15 protein-coding genes are annotated in these 15,123 nt (G+C 32.0%); 6 read left to right on the top strand and 9 right to left on the bottom strand.

What is annotated here, in order from left to right; all coding sequences use genetic code 11:
- Window positions 1-27: 27 nt before the first annotated feature.
- The 3 genes from LPB87_RS00175 to murI all read left to right on the top strand — a co-directional run bounded on the left by LPB87_RS00175 (window position 28) and on the right by murI (window position 2,462).
- On the top strand, window positions 28-1,026 hold the full coding sequence (locus LPB87_RS00175) for an OmpH family outer membrane protein (protein WP_230604289.1): 999 nt from the start codon (window positions 28-30) through the stop codon (window positions 1,024-1,026).
- Window positions 1,027-1,061: 35 nt separating this feature from the next.
- A complete protein-coding gene (locus LPB87_RS00170; protein WP_129541150.1) occupies window positions 1,062-1,559 on the top strand; it encodes an OmpH family outer membrane protein in 498 nt (165 codons plus the stop codon).
- A gap of 126 nt (window positions 1,560-1,685) precedes the next feature.
- Window positions 1,686-2,462 carry a glutamate racemase gene (gene murI, locus LPB87_RS00165; RefSeq protein WP_129540852.1) on the top strand — a complete coding sequence of 259 codons (777 nt, stop codon included), beginning with the start codon at window positions 1,686-1,688 and terminating at the stop codon, window positions 2,460-2,462.
- A gap of 328 nt (window positions 2,463-2,790) precedes the next feature.
- Here the strand turns inward: murI and LPB87_RS00160 are convergent, their stop codons facing one another.
- The gene (locus LPB87_RS00160) at window positions 2,791-3,312 is read right to left on the bottom strand and encodes a gamma carbonic anhydrase family protein (protein ID WP_129540851.1); all 522 of its coding nucleotides are present in this window, start codon (window positions 3,310-3,312) and stop codon (window positions 2,791-2,793) included.
- A 31-nt stretch (window positions 3,313-3,343) separates the two neighbouring features.
- Window positions 3,344-4,330, bottom strand: a complete 987-nt coding sequence (locus tag LPB87_RS00155; protein WP_129540850.1) for a type IX secretion system membrane protein PorP/SprF — start codon at window positions 4,328-4,330, stop codon at window positions 3,344-3,346.
- Window positions 4,331-4,493: 163 nt separating this feature from the next.
- On the opposite strand from LPB87_RS00155, the gene LPB87_RS00150 reads away from it, so the two are divergent.
- From LPB87_RS00150 to LPB87_RS00140, 3 genes are all read left to right on the top strand, one after another.
- A complete protein-coding gene (locus LPB87_RS00150; RefSeq protein WP_230604284.1) occupies window positions 4,494-5,393 on the top strand; it encodes a NifU family protein in 900 nt (299 codons plus the stop codon).
- 176 nt (window positions 5,394-5,569) lie between these two features.
- On the top strand, window positions 5,570-6,217 hold the full coding sequence (locus tag LPB87_RS00145) for an apolipoprotein A1/A4/E family protein (protein WP_230604283.1): 648 nt from the start codon (window positions 5,570-5,572) through the stop codon (window positions 6,215-6,217).
- Window positions 6,218-6,317: 100 nt separating this feature from the next.
- Entirely contained in the window at window positions 6,318-7,130 is an 813-nt protein-coding gene (locus LPB87_RS00140; protein ID WP_230604281.1) for a mechanosensitive ion channel domain-containing protein, read from the top strand.
- Between the two features lie 11 nt (window positions 7,131-7,141).
- On the opposite strand, the gene tsaB is transcribed toward LPB87_RS00140, so the two are convergent.
- From tsaB to LPB87_RS00105, 7 genes are all read right to left on the bottom strand, one after another.
- The gene (gene tsaB, locus LPB87_RS00135) at window positions 7,142-7,813 is read right to left on the bottom strand and encodes a tRNA (adenosine(37)-N6)-threonylcarbamoyltransferase complex dimerization subunit type 1 TsaB (protein WP_230604279.1); all 672 of its coding nucleotides are present in this window, start codon (window positions 7,811-7,813) and stop codon (window positions 7,142-7,144) included.
- Between the two features lie 70 nt (window positions 7,814-7,883).
- Window positions 7,884-9,170 carry an efflux RND transporter periplasmic adaptor subunit gene (locus tag LPB87_RS00130; protein WP_129540847.1) on the bottom strand — a complete coding sequence of 429 codons (1,287 nt, stop codon included), beginning with the start codon at window positions 9,168-9,170 and terminating at the stop codon, window positions 7,884-7,886.
- Window positions 9,171-9,176: 6 nt separating this feature from the next.
- Window positions 9,177-10,622: a TolC family protein gene (locus tag LPB87_RS00125; protein WP_230604276.1), complete on the bottom strand. Its 1,446-nt coding sequence runs from the start codon at window positions 10,620-10,622 to the stop codon at window positions 9,177-9,179.
- A gap of 86 nt (window positions 10,623-10,708) precedes the next feature.
- Window positions 10,709-11,824 carry an efflux RND transporter periplasmic adaptor subunit gene (locus LPB87_RS00120; RefSeq protein ID WP_230604274.1) on the bottom strand — a complete coding sequence of 372 codons (1,116 nt, stop codon included), beginning with the start codon at window positions 11,822-11,824 and terminating at the stop codon, window positions 10,709-10,711.
- A 42-nt stretch (window positions 11,825-11,866) separates the two neighbouring features.
- Window positions 11,867-13,138: an ABC transporter permease gene (locus LPB87_RS00115; RefSeq protein WP_129540844.1), complete on the bottom strand. Its 1,272-nt coding sequence runs from the start codon at window positions 13,136-13,138 to the stop codon at window positions 11,867-11,869.
- 2 nt (window positions 13,139-13,140) lie between these two features.
- Window positions 13,141-14,385: an ABC transporter permease gene (locus LPB87_RS00110; RefSeq protein ID WP_129540843.1), complete on the bottom strand. Its 1,245-nt coding sequence runs from the start codon at window positions 14,383-14,385 to the stop codon at window positions 13,141-13,143.
- Window positions 14,378-15,079, bottom strand: coding sequence for an ABC transporter ATP-binding protein (locus LPB87_RS00105; protein ID WP_129540842.1), 702 nt, complete (start codon window positions 15,077-15,079; stop codon window positions 14,378-14,380). Before LPB87_RS00105 ends, LPB87_RS00110 begins: the two co-directional genes overlap by 8 nt.
- Window positions 15,080-15,123 lie beyond the last annotated feature (44 nt).

Raw genomic sequence — 15,123 nt, 5'->3', positions numbered from 1 at the left:
AAAAAAATTTCAAATAAAATTAATGTTATGAGAAAACAATTTTTATTTATAATTTTGGCTTTGATAGTAGTAAATACAAGTCAAGCGCAAACCAAATCGACAAGAATAGGATACATCGATATGGAGTATATCCTACAAAATGTTCCTGACTATAAAGAGGCTCAGACGCAATTAGAACAGAAAGCCGAAAAGTGGAAACAAGAAATTGAAACTAAGAAATTAGACATCAATAAACTTAAAGACGCTTTGAAAGCTGAAAAAGCGTTATTAACAAATGAGTTAATCGATGAAAGAGAAACAGAAATCAAGTTCCTTGAAAAAGAAACATTAGATTACCAACAACAACGTTTTGGTGTTAATGGCGATTTAATTAGGCAAAAATCTGCTTTAGCAAAACCAATACAAGATCAGGTTTTTACTGCTGTTCAAGATATTGCAGAAGCTAGAAAATATGATTTCATATTTGACAGATCATCTGATTTAACGATGCTTTTTGCCGCAAAAAGATTTGACGTAAGCGATCAGGTTTTACGAATTATAACCAGAACCGACAAGAGAGAACAACTGACAAAGAAACAACTTGCTATAGAAGAAGAAAAAGAAAATAAAGAAACTGCGATTGACGAAAGTCCTGCTTTACAGGAAAGGCAAAAAATCCTAAATGATAGAAAAGCAGCAAGGGATAAAATACTAGAAGATAGAAAAGCAGCTCAAGAAGAAAAGATAAGAGCATACGAAGAAAACAAAAAAGCAATTCGTGATGCAAGGGAAGCTAAAAAAAATGGCACGGTTTCTGAAACAGTAAAAAAGGAAAGCACACCATCAGTAACTACTCCAACTACAGAAACAGCTAAAACAACTGTAACTGACGATGCGAGAGCTAAACAAGCTGAAGACAGACAAAAGCTTTACGACGAACGCAAAAAAGCTTTAGAGGAAAGAAGAAATAAAATTTTAGAAGAAAGAGAAGCTGCCAAAAAAGCAAGAGAGCAAAAGGCAAAAGAAGAGAAAGAAAAACAAGGATAATACGACCAATAATTAATTAATATTTTAAAATGATGATGAAACAAATCAAAACTTTACTAATTGCTGCAATACTAGTTTTAGGAGCAAACCAAATGAATGCTCAAGCTAAAGTAGCTCACGTTGATGTAAGCGAAATTATGTCTAAAATGCCAGCAATGATAGAAGCACAAAAACAGCTTGAAAAACTAAGCGGTACATATGATGCCGATTACAAAAAAATGGTTGAAGAATACCAAGCAAAATTAAAAAAATACGAAGCTGAATCAGCTACAGTAACAGATGCAGTTAATGGAGAACGTTCTAAAGAAGTTCAAGATATGCAAAAAAGAATTGTAGACTATAGAGACAATGCTCAAAAAGAATTACAACAAAAAGAATCTGATATTGTAAAACCATTAATGGAAAAAGTGAGAGCTTCTATCCAAAAAGTTGGTAAAGCAAAAGGATACCAATATGTATTAGATGGTTCTACTCTTTTATTAGCTGACGGTCCAAACGTTACTGCTGATGTGAAAAAAGATTTAGGTTTCTAAAAAACTGTCTTAATAAAGTTTAAAAAAACTGCTCACCTATAAAATGGTTCGAGCAGTTTTTTTTATACTCAAAAATCTTAAATAAAGTCTTTTTTTTGATTCTAAAAAATACTTAACTTTGTTTTTATGACAAATAATAATCCAATAGGCGTTTTCGATTCTGGCATTGGTGGTACTTCTATTTGGAGCGCTATTCATCAATTACTTCCAAATGAAAAAACTATCTATTTAGCAGACAGTAAAAATGCCCCTTATGGTCAAAAAACCAAAGAGGAAATAGTAGTTTTAAGCAAAAAGAATGTAGATTTTTTACTAGGCATGGATTGTAAATTGATTGTTGTTGCATGCAATACCGCAACCACAAATGCAATTAAAGAATTAAGAGAACAATATTCTATTCCATTTATAGGAATAGAACCTGCAATAAAACCTGCAGCAATAAAATCGAACACGCACACTATTGGAATACTCGCTACTCAAGGCACTCTAAATAGTGAATTATTTAATAAAGCAACTGAAATATATCAAGACACTAAAATCATTGAACAGGTTGGTCATGGCTTAGTACAATTAATTGAAAATGGAGATCTAAACTCTCCTGAGATGACACAACTTCTGGAATCTTATCTCAGACCAATGATTGAGGCTAATATTGATTATTTAGTACTAGGATGCAGTCATTATCCTTATCTGATTCCGCAGATAAAAAAAATCCTTCCAGAACACATTCATATTATTGACTCAGGAGAAGCTGTTGCTAAGCAAACTCAAAACATACTACGTGAGAAAGTCGGCTTTAATAATAAACCTGCAAATGAACCTGTGTTTTATAGCAATAGCAATCCAAAAGTTTTGTCTGACATACTAGGAAACAAATACAACGTTTCTGAAAAAGATTTCTAGTAATTATTCAAATTCCCTCCTAACAAACTATATTTTATCTAATGATAAATTGAGTGATAATTTATGATAATTTTCTTTCATAAGACCATCACCAATTTTACCTTTTTGACCCATAAGAGTAAAAAATATTCAAAGCTGAAAAAGTATTACACTCCAGAAGAAGGCTTAGTCCTAACGAGAAAGGCATATCGCTAACTCACTGATTATCGCCTTCAAGAATTCACCAATCGATTACTAATATAAAACATGTAAAATCCATCCAAAAAGAAACAAAGCCTTGATTGGAGATAAAAGAATTCCTATAGCGAAGCTATAAAATGCATTATAACTACTCCTCCTCTTCTTTAAACCAACTCGAATACATTACATAATTATTAGAAATGCGTTCGATTTCGCCAGCAAAATCAGATTGATCGATATCCTTTACTTTCTTAGCAGGCACTCCCGCATATATACTTCCTGAAGTTACTATTGTATTTTGAGTTACCACAGCACCTGCAGCGACAATAGCATTACTTTCGACAATACAATTATCCATTACAATCGCTCCCATTCCTATCAATACATTATCATGAATTGTACAACCATGAACAATTGCATTATGTCCTATAGAAACATTATTCCCTATTATCGTTGGGTGTTTCTGATAAGTACAATGAATTACAGCACCATCTTGGATATTAACCTTATTCCCTATCTTAATAAAATTAACATCTCCTCTAATTACAGCATTAAACCAAACACTACATGAATCTCCAAAAGAAACTTCTCCTACAATTGTAGCATTTTCGGCTACGTAGCAATCATTTGGAATATTAGGTGTTTTTCCGTTTACAGATTTTATCAACATGAGTTTATTTATTTTTTAAAATGAATTCTAATTAGTTTACTGCAGGACAATCACAATCGTATTTTTCACGCTTACAAAATAAGTTGATTCCCAAAGTAATTTGATGGTATGCGCCATTATCAAATTTCACGTTACCTGTAACTTGAGAATAAGTGTAAGCAAACATAAAGTTTTTATAATTAACCCCTAAAATAGGTGTTATGTATTGTAATTTTTGAGTAGAAATTCCTGAACCATTATAATATTGAGCGCCATCAAAACTTCTTCTATAAGATAATCCAGCCCAAAGGCTACCAAAATCCATATTTTTATACGCTTTTAAATTAAAATCAACCAACTTCTCTTTTGTCTTATCAAACAATTGAAAAAGCACTGAAGGCTCCCATAATAATTTTCTCTTATTTCCGAAAACATATCCTGCACTCAAAAGATATTTCCTGAGATTATCACTTTCAAAATCTGTATAAATTTGCCTTCTTGTTTCTACTGCTCCTTGAACTGTAGCGTGAGCATAAAAATTTAAAAAATTATATGAAGCCCCAAAATCCACATTAAAATAGGAATCCTTCTGTATGTTACCAAAAACAATTGGGTCAAATTCACCAAATGAAGTTTCGTCTAACTGGTTCTGAATTACTCCTGCATTAATACCAAATGACAGCTGATTCAAATCAATTTCATCTCTCGAAAAAAGAATATGATAAGCATAAGTAAGTTTAATTCCTTTTTGAGAATGATACCCGTTTTTATCATTAAAAAGTATAACTCCTGCCCCTGATCTATCACCAATACGGCCGTTAAAACTTAAAGTCTGAAGTGCTGGTGCATCATCCTGACCAAACCATTGCTTGCGTGCTGTTAATCTTAATTTTGCACAATTTGCAGCGCCTGCCATTGAAGGATGAATCAAATAATAATTATCAGACAAATAATCTGAATAAACTGGAATACCTTCTTGAGCATAAGAGTACGAAAATATAAATAATAAAAAAACTGAATATTTAATTTTGGAATACATTAAAGGTAGCTTTGTTTAAATAGATGTTAAAAACGTATATCAGTAATATACTTTGGTAAATATTACTACGATACAGAAAATAATACGTTATTTTTATATTAAAAATCAAATATAACTATTAGTAGAAAATAACTTTAGTAAATTTGTAAAAAATTACTAAATCATGACAAAACTCACTATAAAAGAAACGCAAAACCCAAGCATATTAAAATTTGAATTTCCTGACTTTATTACTAAGAATGAGAGCTTTGAATTTAAAAACATTGATGAAGCTAAAAACTCTCCACTAGCACAAAAGCTGTTTTATTTACCGTTCGTAAAAACAGTATATATTTCGGGGAATTTTGTTGCTATCGAAAGATATAACATTGTTGAATGGGACGATGTGAAAGATGCTGTAGTAGAGCAAATCGAATCATTTGTAAACGATGATGGCGTTATCATTTCTATTGATGAGAACAAACCTAAAAAACAACCTATAACTGTTTATGGTGAATCAACACCAAACCCAGCAGCATTAAAATTTGTTGTTAGCAGAATGTTGACAAAAAATGCAATTGAATACAAAAACATTGATCAAACTGCATCTTCTCCACTAGCTAAAGAATTATTCAGATTTCCTTACGTTAAAGAGATTTTTATCGATGAAAATTATATCTCGGTAACTAAATACGAAATTAACGATTGGCAAGAAATCACTCTTGAACTAAGAACTTTCATTAAACAATATATTGAAAATGGAGGAACTGTTCTAGACGAAAGTTTAATCGAAGTGGCAACTAAAAATGATGTTACTAAAGATGAAGCTTTTGATAAATTAGACACTACATCGCAACAAATTATTAATATATTAGAAGAATATGTGAAACCTGCTGTAGCTGCAGATGGTGGAAACATAGCTTTTGATTCTTACAATGATACTGACAAAACTGTAAAAGTAATTTTACAAGGAGCATGTAGCGGTTGCCCTTCGTCGACATTTACTCTTAAAAGTGGTATAGAGAACATGCTAAAAAGTATGTTAAATGATGAAAACATCAAGGTAGAAGCTGTAAATGCTTAAACAACTTTTATAAACAAATCAAATAAAAGCGCTTCGTACGAAGCGCTTTTTTATTATCTAAGAAATAAAACAACAATCACAAATTACTTATTATCAATAAATTATAACTACACAGTTAGCTTAATTCTTAAAAAAAAGATTAATATTGTAATCTATATTAACTAACAAGAACTATTATGGGATTATCATCATTTTTTAAGAATTTATTTGGCACTGCTAAGGATTCTGCTACTGAATTAGCAACCCAAGCCGAAAACACGTTTGAGCAAGCTAAAGAAGCTGCAACTCCGTATATTGAAAAAGCAGAAACATTTGCTGAAGAAACAATAGAAAAAGTTAAGGAGGTATCTACTCCATATCTCGAGAAAGCAGAAATATTTGCTGAAGAGACCATTGCCAAAGCTAAAGAAGTATCTGCTCCATATATTGAAAAAGCAGAAACACTAGCTGGAGAAACGATAGAAAAAGTTAAAGAAGTATCAGCACCATATCTCGAAAAAGCCGAAACATTTGCAGAAGAGACTATTGAAAAAGTTAAGGAAGTAACTGCTCCATATCTTGAAAAAGCGGAAACATCAACCGGAGAAACAATAGAGAAAGTTAAAGAAATAGCTAACCCAATATTAGATAGTACTGAAAATCATCTTCATCAAGCAAAAGATGTAGCTACTGATCATACTGAAAAAGTATCAGATGATTTAATCAAAGTGGTTGATTCAATTAAAGAGAAAGCTGCAGAAACTACAGATGCTATTGTTGAAGAAACTAAATCACTTGCTACAGATGCTCTCGATAAAACTTCTGATGAAGCATTAAATAAATAGTTAAAGATAACAGCAATATTTATTAATAAATTAATTAATTTTTATCTTTGCTTAACTAATTCAAACCTTCTCATAGAGAGGGTTTTTTTATACTAAAAAAATGAATCTAAATCCCGATCAAATTAGCGGTTACGTTAACCAATTTATCCAAGTACTAGTTGATTATTCCCCTAAACTAATATCTGCCTTTCTTATTCTATTTGTGGGGCTTTATATTATTCGCGTTGTCAATAGATTAATACGTCGTATTATGGAAAAAAGGAACTTAGACCCTACCTTAACTAAGTTTCTTGCTGATATTTTATTATGGGCTTTAAGAATATTACTATTTGTATCATTCATTTCTAAACTAGGAATAGAAACATCCTCATTTGTTGCCATCTTAGGAGCAATGGGTCTTGCTGTTGGATTATCACTTCAGGGATCTCTTTCTAATTTTGCAGGAGGCATGCTTATTATTCTTTTCAAACCTTTTAAAGTTGGTGACACTATTGAAGCACAAGGCATAGTTGCAACTGTAGCTGAAATACAGATATTTGTAACTAAACTATATACTGCAAACAATCAAACTGTATTTATACCAAACGGGGCTTTATCTAATAACACAATTATTAATTACTCAATGCAAGGACAACGTAGAGCCGACTTGACTTTTGCAATTGCCTATGATGCCGATATTAAAAAAGCCAAAGATATTCTTGAGAAAATTTTAAAGGACAATCCAAATGTGCTTAAGAATCCTGCACCTGAAGTTTTCGTGAAAAACTTAACAAGTAGCTCTGTAGAATTTGCAGTACGCCCTTGGGCAAAAAACGAAAATTACGGAACTGTTTCTTCTCAGACACTAGAAGATTGCAAAATTGCTTTAGACGAAGCTGGAATTGCTATTCAACCTTACACATTACAAAAATAAGAGTGTGTATTTTATTGTTTTTTTGGAGTTGTAACCATAAAGTCTTTCAAATAATAAGGTTCAAAATAAGCGACATCTACAGTGTCGCTTTTTTTGTATTTATCATAACTTATAACACTCATTTCTTTTGCTGAAGGATATTTAATATCTTCCAGAAAAATAAAATTTTCTTTTGTTAAAACTGCTTTACATTTTTCAGCACAATCTCCAACGAAATAAAGTGTTTCGCTACATTCTTCAAAAGAATTTTCGGTAATTATTTCAGCTAAAATCTCTCTTTGCTTTTCAAACTTTGAGTCAAATACTGCACTATACACTTCCATACGTCTGGCATCTAACATCGGAACGATTAAACCATTGCTAATCTTTGCTTGTGAAGCTAACGATTGTAATGTATCAACAGCAATTAATGGAATCTCTAATGCAAAACACAATCCTTTTGCCGCCGAAACTCCGATACGTAATCCTGTATAAGAACCAGGACCTTGACTAACCGCAATTGCAACTAAATCTTGAAAAGAAATTCCAGCTTCACGAACACATTCTTCGATAAACACATGTAATCTTTCGGCGTGAGAGTACCCCTCTTCAGAGATTTCTTTACACAAAATTATTTTCCCTTCTTTTGCTAAAGCAACAGAACAGTTCTTTGTAGCAGTTTCAATATTAAGAATATAAGCCAAACTAATTTTATATTTTATGAGAACAAAAAACAATCTAATCCTATCACAGAACTAGATTGTCTTGTCATTGTTATTTTTTTACTTTTTCAGATTTGAGGCTAACCTTATCACCTGAGTTCAAATCTTTTGAAACTGTTGTGTATGGTCCTGTAATTACCATATCACCAGCCTTAAGTCCCGACATCACTTCGATATTTGTGTCGTCTTGAATTCCTGTTTTTATAATTCTAATTTTAGCTTTATCCCCTTCTTTAACAAAAACGCATTCAAATTTTTTGTCATTTTTAGGAGCTATTTTTTTATCATTTGGGTCTTCAACTTTAATTTCTTTTACTGCTGTTGTATCTGATTTTACAACTACTGAACTTATTGGCACTGCCAAAACATTCTTTTTTGTATTTGTTATAATATCAACCGTAGCGGTCATTCCTGGTCTAAAAGGAGAATATGCTTCTGGTTTTCCTTCGATTAAATCTTTATAAGACTCTTTTAAAATTCTAACTTTAACTTTAAAATTAGTTACCTGATCTGCTGTTAAAGTACTACTTGCTGAGTTAGAAATACTAGTTACTATACCTTTAAATTGCTTTTTTAGATAAGCATCTACTTCTACATTTGCTTCGTCTCCAACTTTAATTTTTACAATATCATTTTCGTTTACATCTACTTCAACTTCCATGTTGTTTAAGTTAGCTACTCGTAAAATTTCGGTTCCTGCCATTTGCTGTGTTCCTAAAACGCGCTCTCCAAGCTCAACATTAAGTACTGAAATTGTTCCATCTGCAGGAGCATAAATAGTCGTACGTCCCAAATTATCCTTGGCTTCAATTACAGATGCCGAAGCACTTTGTACTGCAAAATAAGCATTTTGTTTGGTCGCTTTTGCTACTTCAAAAGAAGCAACTGCTTTATCCCAATCAGACTTAGAAATTATTCCCTTCTCAAATAACTTTTTATTTCTTTCATAATTCGCTTTTGCTTCCTTAAAAGAGGCATCTGCTTGACTCAAACTAGCTTTAGTTCCTGACAAATTAGAAACTGTACGATTATAACTAGATGTATATAAATCAGGATTTATTTTTACCAATAAATCTCCTTTCTTAACAACTTGTCCTTCTTTTACATTAAGTGCAATAATTTCCCCCGAAACTTCTGATGAGATTTTCACTTCTATTTCTGGCTGAATTTTTCCTGTTGCCGAAACAGTTTCTACAATAGTCGACGCTACTACTTTTGCAACTTCTACTTCAGTGCCTGCATCTTTATTTCCTATTACACCTGCTTTCGAAAATCCAATTAAGGCTACAATAACAATAACGACACCTCCTAATAAAAGATAAATTGTTTTTTTTGACATAATAAACTAGTTTTTAACTATCGGAACAATAGGAATTCCAAAATAGAATTCTAATATTTTTGTTTTAAAGATATAATCGTATTTTGTTCTAATTACTTCTGATTGCGCATTGGTAAGTAGTGTTTGCGATTGGTTAAAATCGAAAGCATTCATTAAACCTACTGCAAATTTTTCTTTTGCATAATCATAAGCTCCTTGTCTTGCTTCCAAAGCCACAACCGCAGCTTCATGTGCATTTAATGCTCCTTTAGTATCAGTAAAAGCAGTATAAACATTACGTTGCAAATCTAAGTTTTTTTGTTCTAAATCAATTTTAGATTTCTCTAAACTTACTTTGTTACGTTCTACATTATTTCTTGTTGAGAACCCATTAAATATTGGTATGCTTAATTGAACCCCAAAAGACTGCCCTTTATTATCACTAAACTGATCAAAAATTGGCGCTGCACTTCCTAAAACTGGAGCATAATTATCTTGCAAAACCGATTGATTGGTTCCTTGTACGTAACCAATTTGTTTAGTAGGATTTGCAGCATCTGGGATTGCACCTTTAACAATATCTGAATAACTTGCTCTTGTATTAAAATTATAAAAAGCACTTAAAGTTGGCTGATAAGCTCCTTTGGCGATAGAAACGTTCTTCTCTGCAATTTCAAGATTGGTTTTAGCTATTTTTAATTCTGTCCTCGTTTCTTTAGCTTTTTCATAAATTGCTGTTGGCGACTGTGCCAAAATAGTTTCTCCAGCATCAATATTTGTATCATCTACTACATCAAAATCATTAAATTCTTTTAATTGTAATAACTGCGCTAAGCTAAGTTTTGATATTAATAACGTATTTTCAGCAATAACAACATTTTGTTTACCTGTAGCTACAGTTGCTTTAATGTCGAGTAAGTCTCCTCTAGGAATCGTTCCTGCTTTCACCAATTCATCAGAACGAGTATATTGTTTTTCACTAATTGCTAATTGTTCTTGTTGTACTTTTAAATTTTCTTTATTAAACAACACTTGTAAAAAAGCATTCGCAACGTTAAGCGAAATATCTTCTTGCATTTTTAACAATTGATATTTGGAAGCTACTATAGATAAATTAGCTTTTCGTAATGCATTCTGATTTTGTAATCCTTTATATATATCAACTGCAACTGATGCACCTATAGCTGAATATTGAGTTGTTTGATTTTCTAATAACCCTGTAGTGATATTCTGATTTAAACCGATATTCCATGAATGTGAAACTTGTGCATTAGCAGTAGGTAGAAATCTACCAAAAGCATCTTTTTTATCAATAGAAATACTTTGTGCATCCAATTCCGATTGTTTTATCGAGATATTGTTTTCTAACGCATATCGTACACATTCTTCTAGAGTCCATTTCTTAGATTGCGCCTGCATTGACGCTCCTAATAATAAGACAAAAACAAGATAAATATATTTATTATTTTTCATAAACTTTGAATCAAAGCATAGCAAAGATACTATACAAATTTAACATTCTCTAAAAACCAAAAATTCTTTTATTTTTTAACTTTTACTTATTTTTTTTCTTCTTCTTTTATCAAGCCCTGATTCCAGATTTTTATCTTGTCTGTGGCTGTAATCCCTTTTATTACCTGTACAAAAATTCCATCACTAACTCCTAAAACAACATCTTTTCTTTGAAATTTTTGTGGTGCTGTTTCTACTTCAACATATGGCTTTTGAGTTTTTTTATCAAATTGAACTAATGATTCTTTTATAGCCAAAACTTTTTCTGCTTTCTCTAATATAATTGATGCATTAGCACTTAAACCTGCTCTAATAAATGTATCATCTCTGTTTTCTAGTGATGCTTTAATCTGAAATTGAATTGCTCCATTTTCCACTACTCCTTTTGGAGCAATATAACGTAAAACTGCATCAAATTTTTTATTCTCGATAGCACCAATTGTAATTTCGATTGGCATTTTTTCTTTGATTTTACCAACTTCTGATTCATCAATTTTTCCAACAAAAATCATCTTTCCAACATCAGCTACACTAGCAATTGTTGTTCCTTCGTTAAAATTATTACTCTCAATAACCTGATTTCCTACTTTCACAGGCACATCTAGTACCATTCCAGTTACTGTAGATCGGATTAAGGTGTTAGCATAATTTCCTAATCCTGAAGTAGTTCCTGTTTTAACGATATCAAAACTTTGTTTTGATGACAAATAAGTTTGTTTTGCCTGTTTGTAAGCTAGTTGTGTTGCATCAAAATCGTTTGCAGAAATCACTCCTTTATCAAACAATGTTTTTTGTCTCTGGTATAATTTTTCTTGGTTATCCAATGCAATCTTTGCTGTTTGAACCTGATTCTGAGTATTACTTACATTCGAAACGTTTGCAACAACTTTTATCTTTGCAATCATATCTCCTGCTTTAATACTTTCTCCTGCTTTAATGTAAACAGCTTCAATAATACCTGAAATATTTGGCTTGATAAGAACCTCTTCATCAGGCTGAATATTACCCGTTGCGATTGTATTTTTAACTATCGTTTTTATTTCCGCTTTCTCCGTTTGATAGACAATTGGCGACTCTTGATTTTTTGCATACAAATAATACAAAGCACCAAAGAAGACTACTGCAATAAAAATTAAAATGGTTATGGTTACTCCTTTTTTCATTTTGTTTTTTTTGTTTAATCGATTATTTTATTGATTGATAATTTATTCTGCTCGTAAGGCATCTACAGGCTTTACGTTTATTGCTGTTTGAGCCGGAATAAATCCTGCCAGCAAACCTGATCCTACTAAAATTAATAACGCTACAAATACGACCCCTAAATCTACAGTCGGATTAGCAAACATTGTATCACCATCTGCAGGCATCGAAGCCAGCACCATATTGAGTATTGCTATAACTCCTGTAGCAACTGCAATACCTAACATACCTGAAATAATTGTTAAGAATATTGATTCTGAAAGTATCTGTCTTCGTATTGCCCCAGGTGTCGCTCCCAACGCTCTTCGAATTCCTATTTCTTTAGTTCTCTCCTTCACTACAATAAGCATAATATTAGAAATTCCAATAACTCCAGAAATCAAAACCAATGTCCCCACGAAATAAGCAATAAATGTTAAGATTGTGAACAATCCTTGTACTTGGTTAAATCGCTCAAACAAATCAAAATTCCCTACTGCTCTATCATCTTTAGGATTAACTGAATGTCTTTCCTTTATTATCTCTATAATTTTAGGTTTTAAATCTGTTATAGAAGTTTTATCATTTGCTGTAATTGCCATCCAACCCACCTTGTCTCCATAATTAAACACTTGCTGAAATGTTGTAAAAGGAACAAATATGTTCTTTTGCTCTGCTTCTGCCCCTCCATTATTTTGATTCTTGGAATAATACACCCCAACAACCATAAAATTTATCCCGTTTACTTTAATGTAAGTTCCAATAGGATCTTCATTTTTATCATAAAGTCCACTTATAACTCCTTTTCCGATAACAGCAACCTTTCTATTATGCTTAATATCTTGTTGGTTTACGAAACGCCCTTTTATGATATCCATTGGTTGTTGCTTAATAAGCTCTGGATAATCTCCATATACAGTAAAAGCAGATGTTTTGGTACCACGAACCACATTATTAGTCCCATTATTAGAATCTCCTAATTGATTTCGAGGTGAAACATATAGCAAATCAGGCAAAGCTTCTTTTAAAGCCATTACATCACTATTCTTAAAATCATAACGACGGGTTTTAGGCAATCCTTTATATGCTTTTGATGTGGTTTGACTCCACATAAACATTGTATTCGTTGCGATTCCATCAAATCCTTTTTTAACTCCATTCTCCAAACCATTTCCTGCTGCGAGCAATATTACTAAAATAAATATCCCCCAAAACACACCAAAGGCTGTAAGTACTGTTCTAAATACATTAGCAGTTAAAGCTTCTAAAATTTCTTCCCAATTATCTCTATCAAACATAATTATTCGTCTCTAAGTGCTACAATAGGTTTTATTTTTGCTGCTCTGTATGCTGGAAAAAAACCAGCCATTGCTCCCGCAAAAACAAGTAAAACAAGAGTGGTCAATGCCACACTAAAATCAACTTCAGGATTTAAAAAGAATTCACTTTTTATCATTGGACCTACTACCTCTAGCAATAACAAACTTGCTAGCAAGCCAATAAAACCTGCAATTGTAGTAATAAAAATAGATTCATGTAATATCATTCCAATAATAGAAATTGGAGAAGCTCCAAGTGCTTTTCTTATACCAATTTCTTTAGTTCTTTCTTTTACAATAATTAGCATAATATTACTAACTCCTACAACACCTGCTATAATTGTACAAATTCCTACCCACCAAAAAAACAATCTTATGTAAAGATTTAAATCATATACCTGTTTTGCATCTTTAACTGAATTGTACAAACCAATACCACTATCATCATCTGGAGCTACAATATTTTTACTCTTCAAAAGCGCTTTTAGGTCTGCACTAAATTTTTCAGATTCGGCCAAAGCTTCTTCATAAGTAGCTTTTTTATTTAAAGTAAAAAACAAATTACTCACTTTATCTCCAACTCCATATGCTCTTTGTGTTGTTGTCATTGGTAAATAAACTCTTGTTTCTTCTCTTTCGCCAGCTGGATCTGTAAAAACACCAACAACTTTAAAATTGATATTATTAATTGCTATTTGTTCACCAAGCGGATCTTTATCTTTAAACAAGTCCGTTTTTACTTTCATTCCGATAACGGCTACTTTTTCATAATTAGCTAAATCTTTGTTATTTATGAATCTCCCCATAACAACTGTACCATTTTCAATCCCTAAATAGTCAGGATCTACTCCTCTAAATTGATACGTTGAAGATTCTTTTCCATAACTCACTGAAGCTCCCCAAAAGTTATAAGTTGATGCACGTTTATCTAATTTATCCTCAAATTTTTGAATTGATTGTGAATAATCACTATTTCTAAACTGAATTTGTCTCCCAGGATTTAGTCCTTTATATTGTTTTGTAGTAGTACCAGACCAAACCTCTATAATACCTTCGGCATCACGCTCGAATTGTTTTTCGATTCCGTTTTGAAGGCCTTTACCTGCTCCAAGAAGAATGACTAATATAAATATCCCCGATGCCACAGAGATACCTGTAAGAAAGGTTCTTAATTTATTTTTAGCAATTGCCTCAAATATTTCTTGCCAACGCTCAATATTAAACATAAGCTGATGCTCTAACTTGTTCTACGTACTTATCATCGATAATTAGTCCGTCTTTTAAGACTACATTTCTCTTACACATTGCTGCAATATCTGGTTCGTGGGTTACGATCAAGATTGTTTTTCCTTCGTCGTTAATTCCTTGAATCAATTCCATTACTTCATAAGAAGTCTTTGTATCTAAGGCCCCCGTAGGCTCATCTGCTAATAAAACTTTTGGATTAGATGCTAATGCTCTAGCAATCGCTACACGTTGTTTTTGCCCACCAGAAAGCTCACTTGGCAAATGGTGAGAATGCGAATCTAAACCTACTTTTTTTAAATAATTCAATGCAATCTCGTAACGTTCTTTCCTTTTTACTCCTTGATAATATAAAGGCATAGCCACGTTATCTAAAGCCGTTTTATAATTAATCAAATTAAAAGATTGAAATACAAAACCTAAAAACTTATTTCGATATCTAGACGCTATAGTTTCATTCAAATTTTTAATCGGTACATTATCTAATATATATTCTCCAGAATCTGCTTCATCCAATATTCCTAAAATATTAAGTAATGTTGATTTTCCAGAACCAGAAGACCCCATAATAGCAACCAATTCTCCCTCTTTTATATTGAAATTAATCCCTTTTAAAACATGCAATTCAGATTTTCCCATTTTATAGGATTTATGTAAGTCTTTAATTTCAATCATGGTTTGTTAATTTTAAAACAATAATACCTATTTCGCCTAGCAAT

The sequence above is a fragment of the Flavobacterium sp. EDS genome (genome assembly GCF_020991525.1).
GTDB lineage: Bacteria > Bacteroidota > Bacteroidia > Flavobacteriales > Flavobacteriaceae > Flavobacterium.
This window is presented reverse-complemented; position numbering and strand designations above follow the sequence as displayed.

What these genes read in the sequence shown, in the direction of transcription:
- LPB87_RS00175 (WP_230604289.1), top strand. Translation starts at nt 28, where the DNA reads ATGAGAAAACAATTTTTATTTATAATTTTGGCTTTGATAGTAGTAAAT.
- LPB87_RS00170 (WP_129541150.1), top strand. Translation starts at nt 1,062, where the DNA reads ATGAAACAAATCAAAACTTTACTAATTGCTGCAATACTAGTTTTAGGA.
- murI (WP_129540852.1), top strand. Translation starts at nt 1,686, where the DNA reads ATGACAAATAATAATCCAATAGGCGTTTTCGATTCTGGCATTGGTGGT.
- LPB87_RS00160 (WP_129540851.1), bottom strand. Translation starts at nt 3,312, where the DNA reads ATGTTGATAAAATCTGTAAACGGAAAAACACCTAATATTCCAAATGAT.
- LPB87_RS00155 (WP_129540850.1), bottom strand. Translation starts at nt 4,330, where the DNA reads ATGTATTCCAAAATTAAATATTCAGTTTTTTTATTATTTATATTTTCG.
- LPB87_RS00150 (WP_230604284.1), top strand. Translation starts at nt 4,494, where the DNA reads ATGACAAAACTCACTATAAAAGAAACGCAAAACCCAAGCATATTAAAA.
- LPB87_RS00145 (WP_230604283.1), top strand. Translation starts at nt 5,570, where the DNA reads ATGGGATTATCATCATTTTTTAAGAATTTATTTGGCACTGCTAAGGAT.
- LPB87_RS00140 (WP_230604281.1), top strand. Translation starts at nt 6,318, where the DNA reads ATGAATCTAAATCCCGATCAAATTAGCGGTTACGTTAACCAATTTATC.
- LPB87_RS00130 (WP_129540847.1), bottom strand. Translation starts at nt 9,170, where the DNA reads ATGTCAAAAAAAACAATTTATCTTTTATTAGGAGGTGTCGTTATTGTT.
- LPB87_RS00125 (WP_230604276.1), bottom strand. Translation starts at nt 10,622, where the DNA reads ATGAAAAATAATAAATATATTTATCTTGTTTTTGTCTTATTATTAGGA.
- LPB87_RS00120 (WP_230604274.1), bottom strand. Translation starts at nt 11,824, where the DNA reads ATGAAAAAAGGAGTAACCATAACCATTTTAATTTTTATTGCAGTAGTC.
- LPB87_RS00115 (WP_129540844.1), bottom strand. Translation starts at nt 13,138, where the DNA reads ATGTTTGATAGAGATAATTGGGAAGAAATTTTAGAAGCTTTAACTGCT.
- LPB87_RS00110 (WP_129540843.1), bottom strand. Translation starts at nt 14,385, where the DNA reads ATGTTTAATATTGAGCGTTGGCAAGAAATATTTGAGGCAATTGCTAAA.
- LPB87_RS00105 (WP_129540842.1), bottom strand. Translation starts at nt 15,079, where the DNA reads ATGATTGAAATTAAAGACTTACATAAATCCTATAAAATGGGAAAATCT.